The following is an 18864-nucleotide window of genomic DNA, read 5'->3' as shown; positions in this document are numbered from 1 at the left end:
GACATCTAAGTTTTGCAATACATCTACGGAACTATTAATCGTCGGCAGTAGATGCACCCAGAGCCTGTTCCAGAGTTGTAATACCCTGCAGAGCCTTGGAAATACCATCCATACGAAGCGTAATCATTCCGCATTCCTGCATAGCGGCGCGCTTAATCACGTCACCGGAAGAACGTTTGATGATCAAGTTACGAACAGATTCGTTAGGCACCAGGAATTCATAGATACCCGCACGACCCTTGTAACCAGAACCGTCGCACTTATCGCAACCCTTACCATGATAGAACTGCATATCCGGAGACAAGTGCAATTCTTCGCGGAGGGATTCGGAAATTTCATACGGTTCCTTACAGAACTTACAGATACGACGCACAAGTCGCTGAGCCAACACGCCCTTGATAGCGGTAGACACAAGGAAGGGTTCCAGTCCCATTTCCAGCAAACGGGGGAATGCACCAGCAGCATCGTTTGTATGCAACGTACTAAAGACCAAGTGACCCGTCAATGCGGCTTCGATAGCCATTGAAGAAGTTTCCTGGTCACGCATTTCACCGATCATGATCACGTCAGGGTCCTGACGGAGCAAGGCACGAATGCCCGCGGCAAACGTAAACCCGGCCGCATTGTTGATCTGCCCCTGGTTGACGCCGTCGATATTCAATTCCACAGGGTCTTCCATGGTAGAAATGTTAATAGTACTATCAAGAATTTCACCAATAGATGCGTAAAGCGTAGTAGACTTACCGGAACCCGTAGGACCAGTAACAAGCACAATGCCGTTAGGAGCGTTAATAGCGTCGATAAACTGCTTGAGCACGCGAGGATCGAAGCCCATATCCTTCAGCGGGAACTGACCGGAGTTGGGGTTCAAGATACGCATAACGATCTTTTCGCAGACACCGCGCTTACGGAGAGAGATGGGGAATGAAGACACACGAAGGTCAACTTCAGAACCCTTGTATCGCACCGTAAAACGACCATCCAAGGGTCTACGCTTTTCAGCAATATCCATCTTGGAAAGCAGTTTGATACGGGACAAAATCTGCGGCATCAGACGAGCCGGAATAGGAGACATGACCTGCAGGTCACCGTCAATACGATAGCGGAGCTTCAGGAAGGTTTCCTGAGGTTCCAGGTGAATATCGGAAGCCTTACGGGCAATAGCTTCGTGAATCAAGGTGGTCACGATCTTAACGACCTGGCGACCTTCTTCGTCACTCAGTTCTTCTTCCTGGTTGCCCTGACCGCGTTCCACGGTCTCAAGTTCTTCACCATCCTTGGAATCACCGATAAGGTCTGCCAAAGATTCTTCGGTGCCGCCACCATGGCCAGCATAGACTCGTTCGATGGCCTTCTGCACATCGGCATCGGAAGCCATCACCACGTCCACGTCCATCTTCACCTTGAACTTGATGATGCTGATGGTACGCATGTTGGTGGGGTCCGTCATAGCAAGTGTCAGGATGCTATGGGCCTGACCCATTCCGTCTTCACCCTTCTGCATGTACAAAGGACATACCTTGTACTGCTTACACATATCTTCAGGCAGGTAAGTGTAGGCCTCGGAGTCAATGCTAAACGTATCCAGCTTTACGTAAGGAACTTCGAACTGCCTAGAAAGAATTTCAATAAGACGTTCTTCGGGCATAAAGCCCAGATCCACCAAGGTACGACCTAGACGCTTACCTGTGGTCTTCTGAGTTTCTAGAGCCTTGTTCAACTGTTCATCGGTGATATAACCTTGAGCGATCAGCATTTCACCAATACGCATCTTGGTGGAAGACTGCATCTGCACACCCAAAATGCTCGTTAGCGTATCTTCGCTAACCATGCCCAGTCGAACAAGAATCTTACTGAGCATAAGGCCAGTGCGTTTGTGTTCCGCCATGGCATGGGCCAACTGATCTTCGTCAAGCACACCTTGACGCAGCAACAGCTGACCCACATTCATTTTAGTACCATTTATCATAAATGCGACCAAGCCTGCGGTTTAACAGGCATTTTAGCTCCATTCTTGCAAAGCATGCAGACATTGTCATTCCCGGACCATTCACGGGCAACACCAATCCTGTAGACCTTGCCTAATCCATCATTATATCCATTAAATATACTTATTGGGCTAGAATTGGCAAACAACAACTGGTATTCTTCCCCTCCATTCAGGACTAAATCCAGAGGGTTCACACCATAACATTCAGCCATTTTCACCACTTCAGGATCAATTGGCAGGGAAAGTTCGTCAATTTCAATAGACACCCTGGAAGCCAATGCCAGGTGATTCAATTCCGAAGAAAGCCCATCGCTAATATCCATACAGGCACAAGACGCACCGTTCAGTAGACCTACCAACTCAGCCCCCGCCCTCTCGCAAATACGGGGAGCCAGATGATACTCCACCAGGGATCGGAATTTTTCGCGGTCTTCCGGATGATTCATCAAAAGCCAGAGCCCCGCAGCAGATTTGCCCAGAGTTCCGTTTACATACAAGTTATCTCCAGGCTGTACCGCCGAGCGTAGAAGAGGTTTACTTCCGGCCAATTCGCCGAGAAGAGTTGTGGAGAACACCCCCTCTTCGCCAGAAACGGTATCACCCCCGATCAAGGTAATTCCACGCTTGGCAAAACCCTCGGCCAGGGCGACACGCACTCTAGTCTTGATTTCGTCAGACCAATGACGATTCAGGCAAAGCCCCAGCAAGGCGATACGGGGACGCCCGCCCATAGCGGAAATATCCGAAACATTTGAAACGATATGCTTTTCTACAGCCTGTTCCGGCGTCGACCAATCAAGACGGAAATGGGTGTTTTCAACGGAAAGGTCCTTGGTAGCAAGCCATCCGTCAAGAATGGCGGCATCATCCCCCACCCCGAGCCAAGTACGGCTACCGGGAGAACGTTCCTCCAGGGGGGCGGCATCCTTCAAAAGAGCGTCAATAAAACGAAATTCACCAAGATCGAGCATAGCAATTAACAATGAAGAGTGAATAGCTTAAAGGTTAAAGAGTGATGAGCTGCGAGCAATGTGTATTGAGTTAAGGTAAGGCGCCTTTGGCGCGATTATCTAGCTCACGGCTCATTGCTCACCGCTGAAGGGAGCCGCAGGCTCCGCCCTCATACCTGATTCCAATAACAATGTAGTTTTTACGGAGGAAAATCGCCAATTTCGGAACAATTTGCTTTATCTTTTTTTACATTTTAGCCAATGGGTCACATTTTTTTCATTTCACCGTCTTCACCAGGCAGCTTGGATAAGCTGAGCCAATGGACATTCCGTTGGCTGCTGGAGCACGATGAACTGTCTGAAGATGCTACCCTTTACACCTGCAATACCATCGAAGATGCCACGAACCTTCTGGAATCGGCTCTGATTATTGGCGAATCCCCGGCCCTCATCGTGTTGGACCATGCCGACCGCCCCAAGGCCGAAAACCTGATTTTCAGCAAGAAACTTCACGACGGCATCCCCGAATCCTGGATTGTGGAACTGGTCCCCGACTCCATGCCCCTCCCCGACAAGGATTGCGAAGAAAACGGTTTCTACTGGATCCGCAAGCCGGTCAGCGAAGAAGAATGGCACAAGACACTGGAGTTAGTCCTGGTCCGTAACGGATCCCCCCAATGGGCCAGTAACAATTAGATTTTTTCATCCGACTTAAAAAGTCAGACCTTAAAGAAAATGATGGAAGTAAAAGTAAAAGGCGTAAGCTACTTTGGCGTGCGCTCCCCTAAGCATGTTCTTGCCGACATGGCCGACATCAAGGCCGCAGGATTCAACGCAGTACTCCACACCTGGAGTGAAGAAGACCAGCAGTATTATTACGGCACCATGAAGGAAATCGTAGACGGTTCCGCCAACCTCGGACTGAAGGTCTACGTGAACCCCTGGGGAATCGGCCGCGTGTTTGGCGGAGAAGCCTATTCGGAATTGACCGCCCGCGACCACAGTATGTGCCAGGTTGCTCTAGACGGGAAACCCAAGGTTGCAGCCTGTCCCAGCAATCCCAAGTTCAGGGAATACATGCACAAGTGGATTGAAACCGTTTGCAACACCGCCGTAGACACCATCTTCTGGGATGAGCCCCACTTCTACTTCGAAAAGGGCGGTCTCAGCAACTGGAGTTGCCGCTGCCCCGTCTGCTGCGCCAAGTTCCGCCAACGTTTCGGCTACGATATGCCCGCCGCCCCCTTTGATGAAATGCAGCAGGATCAAGCCCGAGACGTCCTTCAGTTCCGCGAAGACAGCCTTATTGACTTCCTGAAGGAAATGACAGAAGACGTTCACGCCCGCGGCAAGCGCAACTGCGTCTGCATGCTGCCCCCCTGGTTCCCTGCAGGCCTTGATGACTGGAGCAAGGTGGCCCGACTGGAATCCGTAGACGAAGTGGCCAGCGACCCTTACTGGGAAAAGGGAGCTACCGAGGAATGGGTCCGCGAAAAATACGCCGAAACCGCCCGCAAGTTGACCGACGTCGCCAAGCAATTCGGCAAAGACGTGCAGATGTGGATCAAGGCCTATCAAATCGAAGCAGGCCGTGAAAACGACCTCGCCATCGCCGTCGAAGAAAGCCGCAAGGCCGCCATCGACAACATCTTCGCCTGGAGCTATCGCGGAACAGAAACCCTAAGCTGGCTGAAATCCGACAATCCGGATGCCGTAGCCAAAGCATTCCGCACCGCATTGAAATAACCTCTCAAGCCCCACCACATAAATTACTGTGAACGGAAAAAAAGCCCCCGGCAAAACGCCGATGGGCTTTTTTTCTCAAGATCCAGTCTGAAAGTACGCTCTCCTTACCTGACGAAGTGCCAAGTTATCGGAGGTTACCATCCCGACGAATTACTTGGCACGTTCCAAATAAGAACCGTCGCGGGTATCCACGCGGATCTTGGTGTTGTTTTCGATGAACAGCGGAATCATGACCTTAGCGCCAGTTTCAACGGTGCATTCACGGAGAACGTTACCGCTGGTGTTGCCCTGGACAGCCGGAGGAGCGTCGATGATCATGAGGTCAACGAAGGTCGGCGGAATAACTTCGACGGGGATAGTAGCCAGAGACTTCGGGTCCTTCCACCAGGTCACTTCAACGGTAGCACCGTCGAGGAGCCAAATTTCGCAGCCGCCCATGCTTTCCTTACGGATTTCCATGGTTTCCTGAGTGTCGTTGTCCAGGAAGAACCAGGTTTCGCCATCATTGTAGAGATAAGTCATTTCGGTGAAGGTCACATCTGCTTCTTCAACAGTGTCACCGCTCTTCCAGGTACGTTCGAGAGTACGGCCGTTAACCAGGTTCTTGATACGAACGCGGTTGAAAGCCTGGCCCTTACCCGGCTTCACGAACTGGTTTTCAATGATTTCGTACGGCTGATCGTCGACGATGATTTTGAGCTTCTTGCGGAATTCGTTGGTGCTTACAGTACCCATATTATCCTCTTTTTGTGTTTTATGTTTCTAAATTTAGTAATATAATGGAACACCCCGCTTTTGTATTCACACAAATTTCTGACTTTTTGGACTATTTAGGCCCGGATTTTGCGACTTTGATTGCAAATACGCCCTATCTGGCCAACTTGGACCACGCCCCCTCGTTCCCTTTCTGCTGTTCCAGGCATTACGCAGACCTGATCAAGAACGCCAAGGAACCGGCGGCCCTATTGCGGGAAGTGCTCCCCACGAAAGAGGAATATGCCGACATTCCCGGCTTCGTCATGGACCCAGTCGGCGACTTGGACGCAGGCAAGAGCGAATGCGTCATCCAGAAATACGACCGCAGAGCCCTTATCGTAACGACCGCCACTTGTGGTGTCCGCTGCAGGTTCTGCTTCCGCAGGAACTACCCCTTCCAAAGTTCTCCGAATATTGCAGCCGAGGTCGGCTCCTGGCTGGACACACACACCGATATCTGGGAAGTGATTTTGTCTGGAGGCGACCCGCTGACTTTATCGCCCGCAAAATTGCAGAGCCTCATTGAAGCCATTAGCGACCATGGTTCCGTGACCACACTTCGCATCCACAGCCGTCTGCCCGTAATGCGCCCCGACCTGGTGCAGCAGCACTTCGAATTCCTGCGAGACCTCCCCGCCCGATTTGACTGCGTGCTGGTAAGCCATGTGGACCATCCCGACGAACTGGACGAAAGCAGCATGGAAATTTTCGGTCAGTTAAAATACAGCGGCTGGACGCTGCTGAACCAGAGCGTTCTGCTGAAGGGCGTAAACGACAACGCGGACACCCTGACCAAGCTTTCACGTAAGCTCTTTGAGCAGGGAGTCCTCCCCTACTACCTGCACCAGCTGGACCACGCCAAGGGTGTTGCCCACTACGAAGTCAGTGATGAAAACGCCAAGGAACTTATTGAAGAAATCCGCACCAAGCTTCCCGGCTATCTGGTGCCTCGCCTGGTGCGCGAAATTGCCGGCGAAAAAAGCAAGACACCAGTGTAACTCAAAGCTACTCCTTAATGCAACGGACGGGAATACCGAAGCCACGTTCCTTATCAGTAATGGAATAAGAGCCGCCCCACTGGGTAATGTTGCTAAACAAGAAGGTATAGTTGCCAACAAGGCCGTTATACCTGTCGCTTAACCACATGTGGAATCGGTGGGTATAGTCCGCGTAAACGCCGGTCTCATAGAAACGTCCGTTGTCGTAGCCACGAAGGCCGCCCGGCAGCATAGTAAGTCCGGTAGCATTGTTTCCTTCAAATGCGTTTTCGTTGGGCAGATCCCACAGATCCGTCTTTGCCATGAAAATTTCTACACCGGCTTCTTGATTCTTCATGTACTCAATAAGTTTGTTTACATCACTTTGGCTAGGCACACGGTAACCTTCGGGGCAGATGGGGGCGTCTGTAGCAATGGCGTTGCCGCCATAGTAACGACCATACTCGTTGCAATCGCCGAATTCGTCTAGTTCATCGTTAAAGCACCAGGAACTACCGACGGCAGCCTCATAGCGCAGGTTTTCGGCCATCCACAGCTGATCGCCCACATAGACAGTCTTGTAATAATGGCTATCACGTTCGTCAAAGATGCAGCCGTATTCCACATCCGGATTCAGGTATTCCCAGTTGCTGTTGTAGCCATAGTCGTTACAGCCTTCGGCTACTTCGAGAACCGGCGTGGCATTGCCAGATGAAGAGGACGGAACTGTGTTGGGAGAGAGTTCGCCCTTTACGCAACGGACATAGGCGCCAGTGTATTTATGACCGTTATCTTTATAAAAATAGATGTGGTTGTCGTGAATGTACCAAAGCCAGGCATATTCGTAGAGGGATGATGATCCAGATACATCGTATTCTGTAGAACTTATAAAAGTCACCTCAGAGCCGACACTTCTGTAGAAACCTTTGTAATCGTAGGCTCCGCCGTACTGGTTCTGGAAATAGGTCAGGTATTCCGGATTTGCCTTGATGTATTCATTCAGCCGGTTCCATTCCTCATGGCTTGGCAAGTGTGAACCTTCGGGGCAAATTCCCTGGTGAGGTTCCTTAGTCTCACCGTACTTCTTTCTGTCGTAGGAAATGTCAATGTCCATGGCCATGGACCATGTATAAATGCGACCATATTTTTCGCAATTTTCCGGCTTGTCATTGTAGCAGGAACTTCCTTCTACATCTACATCGAGATTCCTAGTCATCCATTCCTGGTTGCCAATCTTCACAAATTCGCCTACTGCAGGCTGGCTGCTGCTGGAGACCTTTTCGACAGAGGAACTGGCCCCTTCAACTCCAGCACTGCCGTTCTGGTTGACACTGGAGGAGGATACATCCTCGGAAGAGCTGGATTCCACGTTCTCGGAAGAGCTAGATGACTCCACCTTTTCCTCGGGCTTGATTTCTCGATAGAGAGTCTTTTCAGCATCTTCCTTGCAAAGGCAGTCATCCAGAGTCCACTGGCGACCCTTGGCAATGAGCGGTTCCATGTCGCCATCGGTACCCAGCTTATAGCTGCAACCATCCATCTCCGCCCAGATATGCATATACTTCTGTTCTGTAATGACCTCGACATCAAATCGATTCTTTGCAGAATTGTAGGTCGCTGAGGTGCACCTTGCATAGAAAGCAAGCTGGTAGCTCATGTATTCCGAAATGCTTTCGCAAACCTGCTTGCTAATGAATTCGTTTCCTGATAAGGTTTCTACCCAGGTATCGTTTTCCGTCGTACCGAACTTTTCATAGCAACGCTGGGCAATTTCTTCTTCGCTCGGGCCGGAATCACTGGAAATTCCTGATTCCGCAGAGGAGCAGGAGTCACCGCCACAAGCAACCAATGCCGACGTGGCAAAAGTCGCCAAGCAAGCAGTCATCAAACTTTTCCAAAAACCAAACTTCATAATTGAATCTCTAACTAAGTATTATAGGGTGCTAGTTGTCCTGAAGGCAGCGGACAGAATAGTACAGATTTTCGGAGACACTGCTTATTCCAACGCCACCCATACTATGCAAGAAATAGACCATCACGTTATAGCCATCAGCATCAACAGAGGACGTCCAAAGATGGGAGTCAAACTTAATCGTAGACCCGTAGACTCCGGTTGCGGTGGCAAAACTGGCGGGCAGCACGGAGAAGTTGTATTCATCTATTCCAGCGTACTTTTCAAAGTTTTCCTGTAGAACCCAGTTGCTTCTAGATTTCAGCTTGATGCCAGCAACATTGGTTCCGCCCACATATTCAAAAAGAACCTTCCATTCATCGAGCGAAGGAAGATGCCAGCCTGTGGGGCACGCCGTCATGGCCTTGTCCCTTTGATACAGGCGACCGTAGACATCGCATTGTATATAATCGTCTGAATGGCATCGGGAGCTTCCTACAGGACCTGCATATTGCAGATTCTGGGCAAACCAAGTCTGATTGCCGATTTTTACAATCCTATACACATGGTTGTCACGAGGATCCTTGAAAAAAGCGGATTCTTCGCTCTTGACACTTGATGAAGATTCCTCTTTCTGTTCACTGGAAGAGGACACATCGTCCTTGACTTCCGGGTTATCCTCCACATCCTGGGAGCTCGACAAAGGTTCATCTTTCTGGCTACTCGAAGAAGTATCTTCCTTCTGGCTGCTTGAAGAAGCGTCACCCTTCATTTGGCTGGACGAGGACTTTTCCTCATCTTGACTTGACGAAGATTCACCCTCATCCTGGCTAGACGAAGAATCATCCTTGTCTACGCTTGATGAGGATTTTCCATTTTCAGAACTTGACGATTGTTCATCCTTCTGAACGCTGGAAGAAGATTCCTCGACAGAACCGATTTCATCGAGAGGGGACCATTTTCCAGAATAGCAGACATACTCTCTATTCTCGTTCTTGACAAAGATGATGGTTCCTTTTCGGTCGTCCTTGCATTTTCCCAGTTCATACACTGAGCCGACCTCGGTAACAGTTTCCTGATCCCCAGGCAAGTCCATTGTGGAATTTGAAGACGTGGAATCACCACAGGCGTAAAATACAGCGCCTGCAATAGAGATTAAACTAGCAATACCGAACTTATTCATTGCAATCATCCTTTAAAAACTTAATTCTATTAATCTATTATACAACGAATGGAGTAGCCTCTGTCTTTGTCGTTGTATTGGGCGTCGTGATAATCAAAGGTACTACTGCCGTACTCAAGGAACCAGTAGACAGCACCCGTGGCCTTTTTGCCCTCTGAAGCAGACCAGTAGTTGGCATAGTAACTGGCATCGTCAAAGACATACCGGCTGAATTGCCCATCCGGATTCCTATGAGAACCATAGTAGGCTCCAGTGGGAATTGCAGAGAATCCATACGGATCTCGGGGCGTAATAAAGGGACTTTTCAAATCATGCCAGCCAAGCACGGACTTCAGCTGTCCGGAGCCATCATTAAAGTCAACCTTTCCACCCCCTTCCATCATAACCACGTACTCTCTAAGAATGCTAAACTCGCCTGTATTGGGAATATGCCAACCCGCGGGGCACAGCCCCTGATGCGGAATCTTGATAACACCCGCTGCCGATGCGGAATTGGAATTGTACTTGGGATCAAGGTTCATGGCTGCAGCCCAGGTATAGAACCTGCCGCCCACTTCACAATTTTCTTCAACATCCTCATAGCACCAGGTGCTTTTCTGCAAATTAGCATTGTTCTTGTCATAGTAATTCAGGTTTTCCGCCATCCAAGTCTGGGTTCCAATCTTTACGGTCTTGTAAGTCTTTCCGTCGCGAGAATCCTTCAATGTCCCGTAGCTCTTGCTGGGATTGAAATAGTTACTCTTTGGGTAGTCGTAAACTCTAGCCAACCTCCAGTTTCCGTCGCCGGGGCAATACCAATCCAGATTTCCATTAGTGGTACCCTCGTGCACAATGGTTCCCTTGTTCTTAACGGCACATGCGAAACCTAGGCGTTTTTCGGTGGAAGTAGGCTTACGCCACTTGCCATCGGCACAAACGTATTCCTGACCTAAATTCTTACTATAGGGATTCTTGATTTTAACCTTTTCGCCGTCCCTATTTTCAGAGCAGACGCCAATGTCATACACAATGCCCGCAAACTGGTAGATATACTTTTCGAAGTTCGGAACGCGGGGGCCCACTTCAAGCAATTTTTCGCGGATTTTACTAAAGGACCTAGTAGTATCCATAGCCCAGTCTGCCACAGCGATTCTTGCGGCAGAATCGTTCCATACGCCATCATCTTCAAAATCGGTGGTCAAGGAAGCGAGTCGGCTAGAAAAATCAGCATCGCTTAAATCACCCTGCAGAAGAATCGATGCAGCAAGTAGCTTGGCATCATCTTCGGTACTGCCGAAAATGTTCAAGTCTTCAAATGCATGGTTATTGACAGTCCAGTGGAAGGAGTTCATCACTTCCTTTTCTGCGGCGGACTTTGCTGCAGGCACATTCTTGTACTTGCCGCTTTCAGCAAACAGGTTTACAATTCGCTTATGAGTCAGATGACCCAGGATGTTCACATTGGCGGATTTGCGTTCATTCAAGTCTACCATGGACTTCAAGGTAAGCTGGCCCGTAGAAGTCTTGCCTGTATTCTCGTTGTAGTAGAAACCGCTGACCTGCATCAACGCATATTGACTCCTCAAGGTCACCTTAGAGGAGGTATATTCACCCTGATCGGTAGTCACTTCCCATTCAAAGGAAGTTCCCGTAAGATCCAGCACTTCGTCCAATTCAGACAGTTTCACAACGGAACCTGCCGTAAAGGGACCCTTCTGGGCAACACCGGTAAAGGTCTGCTTAGAAACAGCCACATCGGCCACGACCTCGTTCTGCCCGCGGACACTGGAACTGGACTCAACCACACTGCTGGAGTTTACCACAGAACTGCTGGACGAGCCCGGAGTTTCAGAAGCATCATCCTTCGAAGAGGAGGATACTTCCTTGGAGTCGGAGGATTTGTCTACAGACGTATTTTCATCCTTGGATGCAGAAGACAAGTCGTCCTTGGAATCGGAAGACTTATCCGTCGAGGAAACGTCGTTCTTTGAATCAGAGGATTCATCTTTGGACGTAGAAGAATCATCCTTGGAGTTGGAGGATATGTCCTTGGAATCGGAGGATTCCGGAGTTCCAAGATTTTTCCAGTTGTTTCCATCACACAGATAATCCGAATCGTTTTCTTCAACAAAGATGATTTCACCTTTTCTTTCTGAAGAACACTTTCCCAAGTCGTAGATTGTCTCAACCGAGGTCTCGGAAGTTACCTTGTCACCAGAGTTCAATCCAGTGGAAGAATCTTCTCCGCATGCGCCCAGGAAAAGGGAGGTGCAAACGGAGGCTGCAAGGACGGACAACTTAATTTTATTCATACCAGCATCCCGCTAAAAATTTTTACTTCAGGCGAAACAACGCCCATATCAACATTTATTACAAATGTAGGTTATTCCCTTTTTATCCTCAACACACAACAAGTCTAAAACAGCCAAATAAACAGCACTGTGACCGGGAACACACTTTTTCAAAGAAACAAAATGTTTTATATGATTCACAATGAATCATATGAGTTTGAAAGCCCATAATAGTTTGAATTCGGCTCCATTTCGGCGAGCTATGATTGCACAAAAAATTTATATTCTAAATGAAAAAAAGCAAATGAGGTGTGTGAATGAAAAAACTGTTTTCCTTAAGTGCAGCAGCCCTATTATTCGTTGCCTGTGGAGATGATTCCTCTACAGGGTCTAATACCGAAAACAAGGTTTCCTACGCCACCGAGGTGGAATCCATCTATGATCTAGGCAAATGCTCCTCTGATAGAGAAGGTGATGTTGTTTACGTAGAGGACGAAGATTCCGATTACCAGTGCGTCAACGACGATTGGAAGAACATCGGCAAGTCCGAATCTTCTTCTTCAAAAACCGGAGACAAGGAAGACGGAAAATCTTCTGCAAATGACAAGTCTTCCTCATCGGCAAAAGACGGATCCTCCAGTTCCCAAAAGGACAACTCTTCAACTGAAAATCCTGAAAGTTCAAACGGATCCTCCCCTGACAAGACCGAATCCTCTGACTCCAAAAATCCCGGTTCCAACGACACCGACGATTCTAGCTCCAGCAGCATTCAGGAATCCAGTTCTAGCATCGTACCCTCTGATAAGGTCGTAGAAAACGTTGCCATCACCAAGATGACATTCACTGGTGTTGCCGAAAAGGGCCCATACAAGTCGGGCACGACAATCAAGCTGTCCGAACTTGACGACGAAATGGACCCGACTGGCACCACATTCGACTGGGAAGTTACATCCGATCTCGGCGCCTACACCTCGACTAAGGTAACCCTCAAGAGCCAGTACGCCCTGCTCCAGGCAAACGGCTACTATTACAACGAAAATACGGCTAAAACGACAGCCAACCAGGTGAGTCTAAAATCCTTGATCGACTTGAACGGACGTACTTCGGCAAACATCAACATCCTCGGCCATCTCGCCTACAAGAGAGCAGTTAATCTCTTTGTCGAGAGTGGAAAGTTCAAGAACATTCCCGCAGCCAAGTCCCAGGCCGAAAAGGAAGTCCTTGCAGCCTTCGGCTGGCCGACCAACAATCACGCCTTTGAAGACCTTTCCATTTTCGGAACCTCTGAAGACGACGCAAAGCTTCTGGCCGCATCGATCCTGCTCCAGGAAGGCTTGAGCGACGTAGACATGACCAGCCGCCTGACCGTTCTTGCTACAGACTTTGAAGAAGACGGTCTGTGGAGCGATTCTGCCGCCAAGGTAAAGGCAGCCGACTGGGCCATGGACACCACAAGAAAATTCTCCAAAACAAGGACTCAGCTTGAAGAACTTGGAGGATCCGTTCCCAACTTTGAAAAGTACATCAGCCTCTTTGTTGGCAATGTATACGGCATCGGCGTTTGCAACGGTGAACGCGACGGCGAAAAAATCAAGATGACAAATGCCTACAGCGACAACCTGGGAAAATTCTACGCTTGCGACGACACCAAGTGGCGCTACCCCACCGCCAACGAAAATAGACTCGGCAAAACCTGTTCAGCCTCCAAAAAAGGAACTTTCGCATCCCTCTTTGATGCGTATGACCGTGAAACGGAATACGTCTGCGATGGAGGCAACGGCAACTGGCGAGTTTCAACCGTTTACGACCACCCGAAGGAATACTACTTGAATCCGGACTACAAGTACGGAACCCTCAAGGATTCCCGCGATGGCAAGACCTATAAGACTACTGAAATCGGTTTGCAGACATGGATGGCCGAAAACCTGAACTACTATGACAAGAACAATTCAAACCTTGTCGACAACAGCTGGTGCTACAAGAACGTAGAAGCCAACTGCAACGTAGGCGGTCGTCTTTATAGCTGGACTGCGGTAATGGATATGGATCCCAAGTATGCAAAAAATACCGCCGAAGACCTGATCGATAATCCTCACAGGGGAATATGTCCCAGTGGTTGGCATGTTCCTACCAACGCCGAATGGACGCAAGTGAGAGACTACATTTCAAAAATGGAAGGCGGTTCTAACGGAGGCTACTCCGAAATCATGAAATCCGCCAACGGGTGGTATCCGTACTCACCCAGTTCAGAGCCATCCAAGGATACCTACGGTTTCTCAGCCATTGCTACTGGAGCTTATTACGGTAAATATGCCAACCCAAGAGAAAGTTATAGCAGATACGCCTTTGATGATGAGAAATACTTTGCAAACTTCTGGAGCGCAACAGAAGCAACCAAATACACTGGAGCTATTTATTGGTTCCTTGACTATAGAGAATACAAACTATCTAGTTACGCAACATCATACAACGAAAAGGATCGTGGATTCGCCCTTCGTTGCGTCAAGGACTAATTCTTATAGCCTACAGTAATACTTACATCTACAAGATTTGAACTCTGGAGTTTTTATGGATTGTCGCAAAATAGCATTAACGCTAGGTCTTGCCTCAAGCATGTCCTTCGCATCGGTATCCCTCAGTTTTTACGAAAAGACAGACGGTTACACCACCACCAACGCCAAGTTTGAATTGGACCAGAAATCCTGGACTCCTTGGGTAAAGGAAAAAGGCTACGTAACCACAACCATCACCGGTTCAGAATTTTCCTCTGGCTTGACAGTCACCCCGAATGAAACATGCGAAGGCTACCTTACCGGCATCGTCAATTACGGCGGTACCTGCGGAAGCAACAGTCTTGCCGCCTATGGCTATTACGACGGCTACTGGTACGAAATCGGAGCCTTCTCAAGTGGTCAGGCGTTGTCAATCGAATGTGACTACTCTAAAATAGCCTTCCAGGCACAAACTTCCTCTACAAAGGAATGTAGTGTATCCATCAATTCTATTGCCATTGGCGGCCCAAGTGATGTTATCGTTACAAAAGCCAGCGTGACAAGCGATTATACCAATTACGTCAGAAGCAACGACACCATCTACTTCACGGTACCGTTCACTGCAAAGATGGAAAGCATAACCCCTTACTTTACGGGATTATACAGTTCGGTCACTCCCAGTACCGCACAAGATTTTAGCAAGGGGCCTGTTACCTATACATTCAAGTCCAAAAGCGGACTCAGCACCAAAGACATCATCCTAAACATAAGCCGAACCCCAGGCGATACCAATGCGGCAATTGTCAATGTTTTTGACTTCTGTTCAGAAAGCAAAGTTTATCAGTGGTACCAAACATATTCAGACTCCCCCATTATTGATGTTACAAAAAGTACCTTGGCTAAACAAGGCACATACTGCACAGAGGGAACAAAAATCACCCATCCCCAAAATTCTGGCGACACAGGGCTGGTCGAGTTAAAGCTTTACAAATGGGTACCAGATTCCATTCGTCATAATTTGTATGGCCGATACAGTGCCGGCAGATCAAATTCAAACTACGCCGGATTAAAATTTTCCGGCTTGGCGAAAAGGAATTGGTATAAGAATGGCGAGCCAATCAGTGTTGACTTGTTCAATACCCCCATTGACCTAGAAAGCTCAGTTGTAGAAGTCATTGCACAAAACGGAAGTCCAATTCACTATTACAAATTCAAATTTGTTGACGTCATAGAAGAAAACAACTACTTGAGCCAATTGCTCATGATCGACACAGCAAAACAGGAATACATCTACCCGAGAACCATTTATGACCCGGAATCTCCCAATGACACGGGAAAGATTATTTACGACCTTCCCTACAAGGGAACGCCCGTTGCAAAACTGTTTGCCTGCGGTTCAGGAGATGATTTTTTAGTCGAGAACACCTTTTGGAGAAATTGCGAAAGAACATTTTCTCTTCCCGATACGAACATCACCTTGACTATTACCGGGAAAATGTACGGTACATCCGGCATGTATGCTACACTGACTAAAGACTACGATAAAAAGACTTATGCCCTTAAAGTTGTTAGACAGCCAAAGGTCTGGCCTGATAACAACGTCTCTGGCATTTACGTTGTAGACCTCACCGACAACAAAAATTTCTCTGCCATTGCAGCAACTCCCAACGCAACGAGTCAAAAGTTCAGCATAAACCTGGCTGATAAAAGGTCAAGTATAAACTATAGCGACTATGACCTCTATGTCGCAATGCCCAATCCATTCGCCACATATTCTTATGAACCCACAAACTACGATTACCCCGTATGGGGTCAGGGAAGTATACTTTCAATTATAACCTACAATGAAATCAACAAACGAACAGTTCTTTCAGCAAATGTTGTTCACAAGGCTGAAGAACAGGATGTTGCCGAACTAAAGTCATTCTTTATCGAAGCCGGGCTTGCATATTTTGAAGGTAAAATTGATCAGGAAAACAAGATTGTTCACGTAGACCTCCCCTTCGAAATAAACTTGAAGCGAGCAACCATCGTTTTTGCCGGCCCACATAAATCCTATTCTGAGAATTATAAAATTTTCCATGAATATGACTTAAGCGACACCATTGACTTTGACTTCCATTCCGCAGATAGCAGCAAGACCGCCATTTATAAAATTGTGGCAACATACAACCCGGACATGTACAAGGAAGAACCAACTATAGATCCTGGTAAGGATACCAGCGAGGCTTCGTTTGCGAAAATTTTAGACAACGCCAGTGCAACAGTCAAATTTGCGGAAAACAACCTCATTTACACAGGCGACATCCACGAAGTAAAGTCAATCGTTATATATGACGCCCTCGGAAATAAGGTTTATTCTAAAACAGGTTTTGAATATCCCGTCATGAATTTAGAAATCCTAAATCAGGGAGTTTATGTAGTAAAAGTTCAAACTACAAACGGAATGTCTTCACTTAAATTCACAAAGAAGAAATAAACGACATTCAGTTTGGCGGCCACGCAGCCCTTAACCTTACCGACTGGATGTCTCTGGTGAAGCCACCACCGACGGAGGCATGAGCGTAGGTTTTAACGCCGGTGTTGCCGCAAAGATCGCCCTTTCCGAAAAGGCATCCGTCATCCCCGAAGTCACCTTGGACCTGCGTCGCGTTGGTAACGACGATGTTTCTTACACCGCATGGGCCATTGACGTTCCCGTCCTCTTCCACTATACCCCAGTCATGAACCTCTACGTAGAAGCAGGTCCGCAGATAGCCTTGATCCTGTCTGGCTCCTGGGATGTTTCTAGCAGCGGTTCCTTCTACGACGATGGTGACGACTATGGTTGGGACGACTATGACTATGGTTGGAACGACTATGACTATGGCTACGGAGCATCTAGCGCAGCAAGCAACCTCCTCGACAACATGTACAAGAAGAACACCTTTGAATTCAGCTTGGTATTCGGTCTCGGCTATGACGTATCCCCGAACATTGACGTAGGCTTCCGCTACATTCTCGGTCTTACCAATGTGTTTGACGATGTAGACCTGGGTCTCGGTTCTTCCGAAGTCGATATTCAGAATTACCAGATGCAGTTTACTGTAACCTACTGGTTCTAACATTTTCTACCTTCGGATATGCGAAAGGCTTGAGTTTTCCACTCAAGCCTTTTTTCTTTTTCAATTCAAATTCTAGAACAGCGTTTTGACACCGACGCCCACAATACCATCCAAGTAGCTTTCGCCATTGCGAAGGGCATAATAAAAATTGACGCTCCAATTCTTGCGATACTGAGTAAAGGCCAAGCCGTATTCCTGTTCACGCTTCCAGCCATGATCCGGACGAGGAGCGCGATACAAGCCCGGCATATAGAAGCCTTCAATGCTCAGGTCATAACCATCCTGCCAAAGCAAAGCGAACTCGGTATAGCCATAGGCTCGACTACGCAGGAATCGATAATCCATTCCACGAAAATCGTTCATGCCTCCCAAGGCAAATAGATCTTGACGATCAAGGTCAGCATCGGGAGCAAATATTCCACCGGCGGCACCACTGAATCTTGTAATCCAGTTTGCGTAAACCGGTACATAGCGCACCAGGGAGCCTCGCACCTTCAAGTAATGATCCAGGGAATCGGGACGGGAAAAATTCCAAGAGGCAAGTCCATAAAATTTGGTTCCGCTACGAGGTAAAGCAAACCGGTCAAGGGACGTGTAGGTCAACTCCAACGAGGACGTCTTTTCATTATCACCGATTCCTACAAAGACCCCAATGGTAAAATCAAAACCGATATCGCGGCTAATGCCCACTTCGCCGTAAGCTTCGCGGGTTGAGGAATCTTCGTCAAAATAGCCGCGGGCAATAACGTTCCAGGCAGAGCCAAAAATCCATGGTTCCTTATAGGAGCCTTCAAGACGGCGGGAATCTGCGGCTGTATAACCTTCCAGTTGTAGGTCGCGGGCTGTCCCCAAAATGTTGTACAGCGACACGTTGACATTACCTTCCCACAAGTCAGTTTCGCTAGAATAAGTCAGCAAGGCTTCCGCCTCGGACATGGCTGCAGCCCGCATATTGAACACGGGAATGATACGGTTCCGGTAGGCATCTCGATACATGCGGGGTTTACCCACTTCTTCAAAGTACCCCACACGGGCAAGTTTATAATTAGCCCGCTCCAGATCTCTGGGGGAAACATAGGAGCCCACTTCCAGTCCTGTCAATTTACGGAACACTTCAGGTTTGGTTCCGGTAGAATCCATATTTTCTGCAGGTCCCCACACCCAGGCACTGCCACGATTCAACTCCAACAGTAATACAGCGGTATTCGTTGCCTCACTGGAGTCAGCAGGATTTTCCAAAAGTTCGCCAACAAGACTTGCAGCAAGGAATCCGCCATTTTCATAACGTTCCTGGATTTTTCGAGAGGTGTTTTTCCAGACAGGGCCGTTCAAACCTTCGCAGGGCATTCCAACAAGATTCGCAGCATCAGCTTCATCAGCCATCTCGTGGTAGCCATTCCACACCACGTCAGAAATACGACATTCACCACCAAAGGCAATGCTCACCAAAAGAAGAAATGTCAAGAATAATCTAATCAAGGCAACGAAATATAAGATACAAATTA

At 48.2% G+C, this 18864-nt stretch carries 13 protein-coding genes; 6 read left to right on the top strand and 7 right to left on the bottom strand.

Annotated elements, in window-relative coordinates; translation table 11 throughout:
* Positions 1–34: 34 nt before the first annotated feature.
* Together MMG03_RS01395 and thiL are read right to left on the bottom strand one after the other, a co-directional pair.
* Positions 35–1969, bottom strand: coding sequence for a GspE/PulE family protein (locus tag MMG03_RS01395; RefSeq protein WP_249269280.1), 1935 nt, complete (start codon positions 1967–1969; stop codon positions 35–37).
* Entirely contained in the window at positions 1966–2961 is a 996-nt protein-coding gene (thiL, locus tag MMG03_RS01390; protein ID WP_249505454.1) for a thiamine-phosphate kinase, read from the bottom strand. The genes MMG03_RS01395 and thiL overlap by 4 nt, the downstream gene beginning before the upstream one ends.
* A 240-nt stretch (positions 2962–3201) precedes the next feature.
* On the opposite strand from thiL, the gene MMG03_RS01385 reads away from it, so the two are divergent.
* The gene (locus MMG03_RS01385) at positions 3202–3636 is read left to right on the top strand and encodes a hypothetical protein (protein ID WP_073161364.1); all 435 of its coding nucleotides are present in this window, start codon (positions 3202–3204) and stop codon (positions 3634–3636) included.
* 39 nt (positions 3637–3675) lie between these two features.
* Positions 3676–4686, top strand: coding sequence for a hypothetical protein (locus tag MMG03_RS01380; protein ID WP_249505453.1), 1011 nt, complete (start codon positions 3676–3678; stop codon positions 4684–4686).
* A 150-nt stretch (positions 4687–4836) separates the two neighbouring features.
* Here the strand turns inward: MMG03_RS01380 and efp are convergent, their stop codons facing one another.
* Positions 4837–5421: an elongation factor P gene (gene efp / locus MMG03_RS01375; protein ID WP_073161365.1), complete on the bottom strand. Its 585-nt coding sequence runs from the start codon at positions 5419–5421 to the stop codon at positions 4837–4839.
* 86 nt (positions 5422–5507) lie between these two features.
* Between efp and MMG03_RS01370 the strand changes: the two genes are divergently transcribed.
* The gene (locus MMG03_RS01370) at positions 5508–6440 is read left to right on the top strand and encodes a KamA family radical SAM protein (protein ID WP_249505452.1); all 933 of its coding nucleotides are present in this window, start codon (positions 5508–5510) and stop codon (positions 6438–6440) included.
* Positions 6441–6447: 7 nt separating this feature from the next.
* On the opposite strand, the gene MMG03_RS01365 is transcribed toward MMG03_RS01370, so the two are convergent.
* Genes MMG03_RS01365 through MMG03_RS01355 form a run of 3 tightly spaced genes read right to left on the bottom strand, consistent with a single transcriptional unit; the run spans position 6448 to position 11784 of the window.
* Positions 6448–8331, bottom strand: a complete 1884-nt coding sequence (locus MMG03_RS01365; RefSeq protein ID WP_249505451.1) for an FISUMP domain-containing protein — start codon at positions 8329–8331, stop codon at positions 6448–6450.
* Between the two features lie 31 nt (positions 8332–8362).
* Positions 8363–9493: a fibrobacter succinogenes major paralogous domain-containing protein gene (locus tag MMG03_RS01360; protein ID WP_249505450.1), complete on the bottom strand. Its 1131-nt coding sequence runs from the start codon at positions 9491–9493 to the stop codon at positions 8363–8365.
* 29 nt (positions 9494–9522) lie between these two features.
* Positions 9523–11784 carry an FISUMP domain-containing protein gene (locus tag MMG03_RS01355; protein WP_249505449.1) on the bottom strand — a complete coding sequence of 754 codons (2262 nt, stop codon included), beginning with the start codon at positions 11782–11784 and terminating at the stop codon, positions 9523–9525.
* 296 nt (positions 11785–12080) lie between these two features.
* Between MMG03_RS01355 and MMG03_RS01350 the strand changes: the two genes are divergently transcribed.
* The 3 genes from MMG03_RS01350 to MMG03_RS01340 are packed head-to-tail and all read left to right on the top strand — an operon-like array spanning position 12081 to position 17359.
* A complete protein-coding gene (locus MMG03_RS01350) occupies positions 12081–14276 on the top strand; it encodes an FISUMP domain-containing protein (RefSeq protein ID WP_249505448.1) in 2196 nt (731 codons plus the stop codon).
* Between the two features lie 55 nt (positions 14277–14331).
* Positions 14332–16734: a T9SS type A sorting domain-containing protein gene (locus MMG03_RS01345; protein ID WP_249505447.1), complete on the top strand. Its 2403-nt coding sequence runs from the start codon at positions 14332–14334 to the stop codon at positions 16732–16734.
* A gap of 43 nt (positions 16735–16777) precedes the next feature.
* Entirely contained in the window at positions 16778–17359 is a 582-nt protein-coding gene (locus MMG03_RS01340) for a porin family protein (protein ID WP_263859248.1), read from the top strand.
* A gap of 72 nt (positions 17360–17431) precedes the next feature.
* Here MMG03_RS01340 and MMG03_RS01335 read toward each other — a convergent pair whose 3' ends face one another.
* Positions 17432–18838 (bottom strand): BamA/TamA family outer membrane protein, encoded by a 1407-nt coding sequence (locus MMG03_RS01335; protein ID WP_249505446.1) that lies wholly within the window; start codon positions 18836–18838, stop codon positions 17432–17434.
* Between the last annotated feature and the right edge of the window lie 26 nt (positions 18839–18864).

This window comes from Fibrobacter sp. HC4, assembly GCF_023373925.1.
In the GTDB taxonomy this organism is placed as follows: domain Bacteria; phylum Fibrobacterota; class Fibrobacteria; order Fibrobacterales; family Fibrobacteraceae; genus Fibrobacter.
This window is presented reverse-complemented; position numbering and strand designations above follow the sequence as displayed.

Coding starts and splice junctions, on each gene's coding strand:
- MMG03_RS01395 (WP_249269280.1), bottom strand. CDS start 1,969: ATGATAAATGGTACTAAAATGAATGTGGGTCAGCTGTTGCTGCGTCAA.
- thiL (WP_249505454.1), bottom strand. CDS start 2,961: ATGCTCGATCTTGGTGAATTTCGTTTTATTGACGCTCTTTTGAAGGAT.
- MMG03_RS01385 (WP_073161364.1), top strand. CDS start 3,202: ATGGGTCACATTTTTTTCATTTCACCGTCTTCACCAGGCAGCTTGGAT.
- MMG03_RS01380 (WP_249505453.1), top strand. CDS start 3,676: ATGATGGAAGTAAAAGTAAAAGGCGTAAGCTACTTTGGCGTGCGCTCC.
- efp (WP_073161365.1), bottom strand. CDS start 5,421: ATGGGTACTGTAAGCACCAACGAATTCCGCAAGAAGCTCAAAATCATC.
- MMG03_RS01365 (WP_249505451.1), bottom strand. CDS start 8,331: ATGAAGTTTGGTTTTTGGAAAAGTTTGATGACTGCTTGCTTGGCGACT.
- MMG03_RS01360 (WP_249505450.1), bottom strand. CDS start 9,493: ATGAATAAGTTCGGTATTGCTAGTTTAATCTCTATTGCAGGCGCTGTA.
- MMG03_RS01355 (WP_249505449.1), bottom strand. CDS start 11,784: ATGAATAAAATTAAGTTGTCCGTCCTTGCAGCCTCCGTTTGCACCTCC.
- MMG03_RS01350 (WP_249505448.1), top strand. CDS start 12,081: ATGAAAAAACTGTTTTCCTTAAGTGCAGCAGCCCTATTATTCGTTGCC.
- MMG03_RS01345 (WP_249505447.1), top strand. CDS start 14,332: ATGGATTGTCGCAAAATAGCATTAACGCTAGGTCTTGCCTCAAGCATG.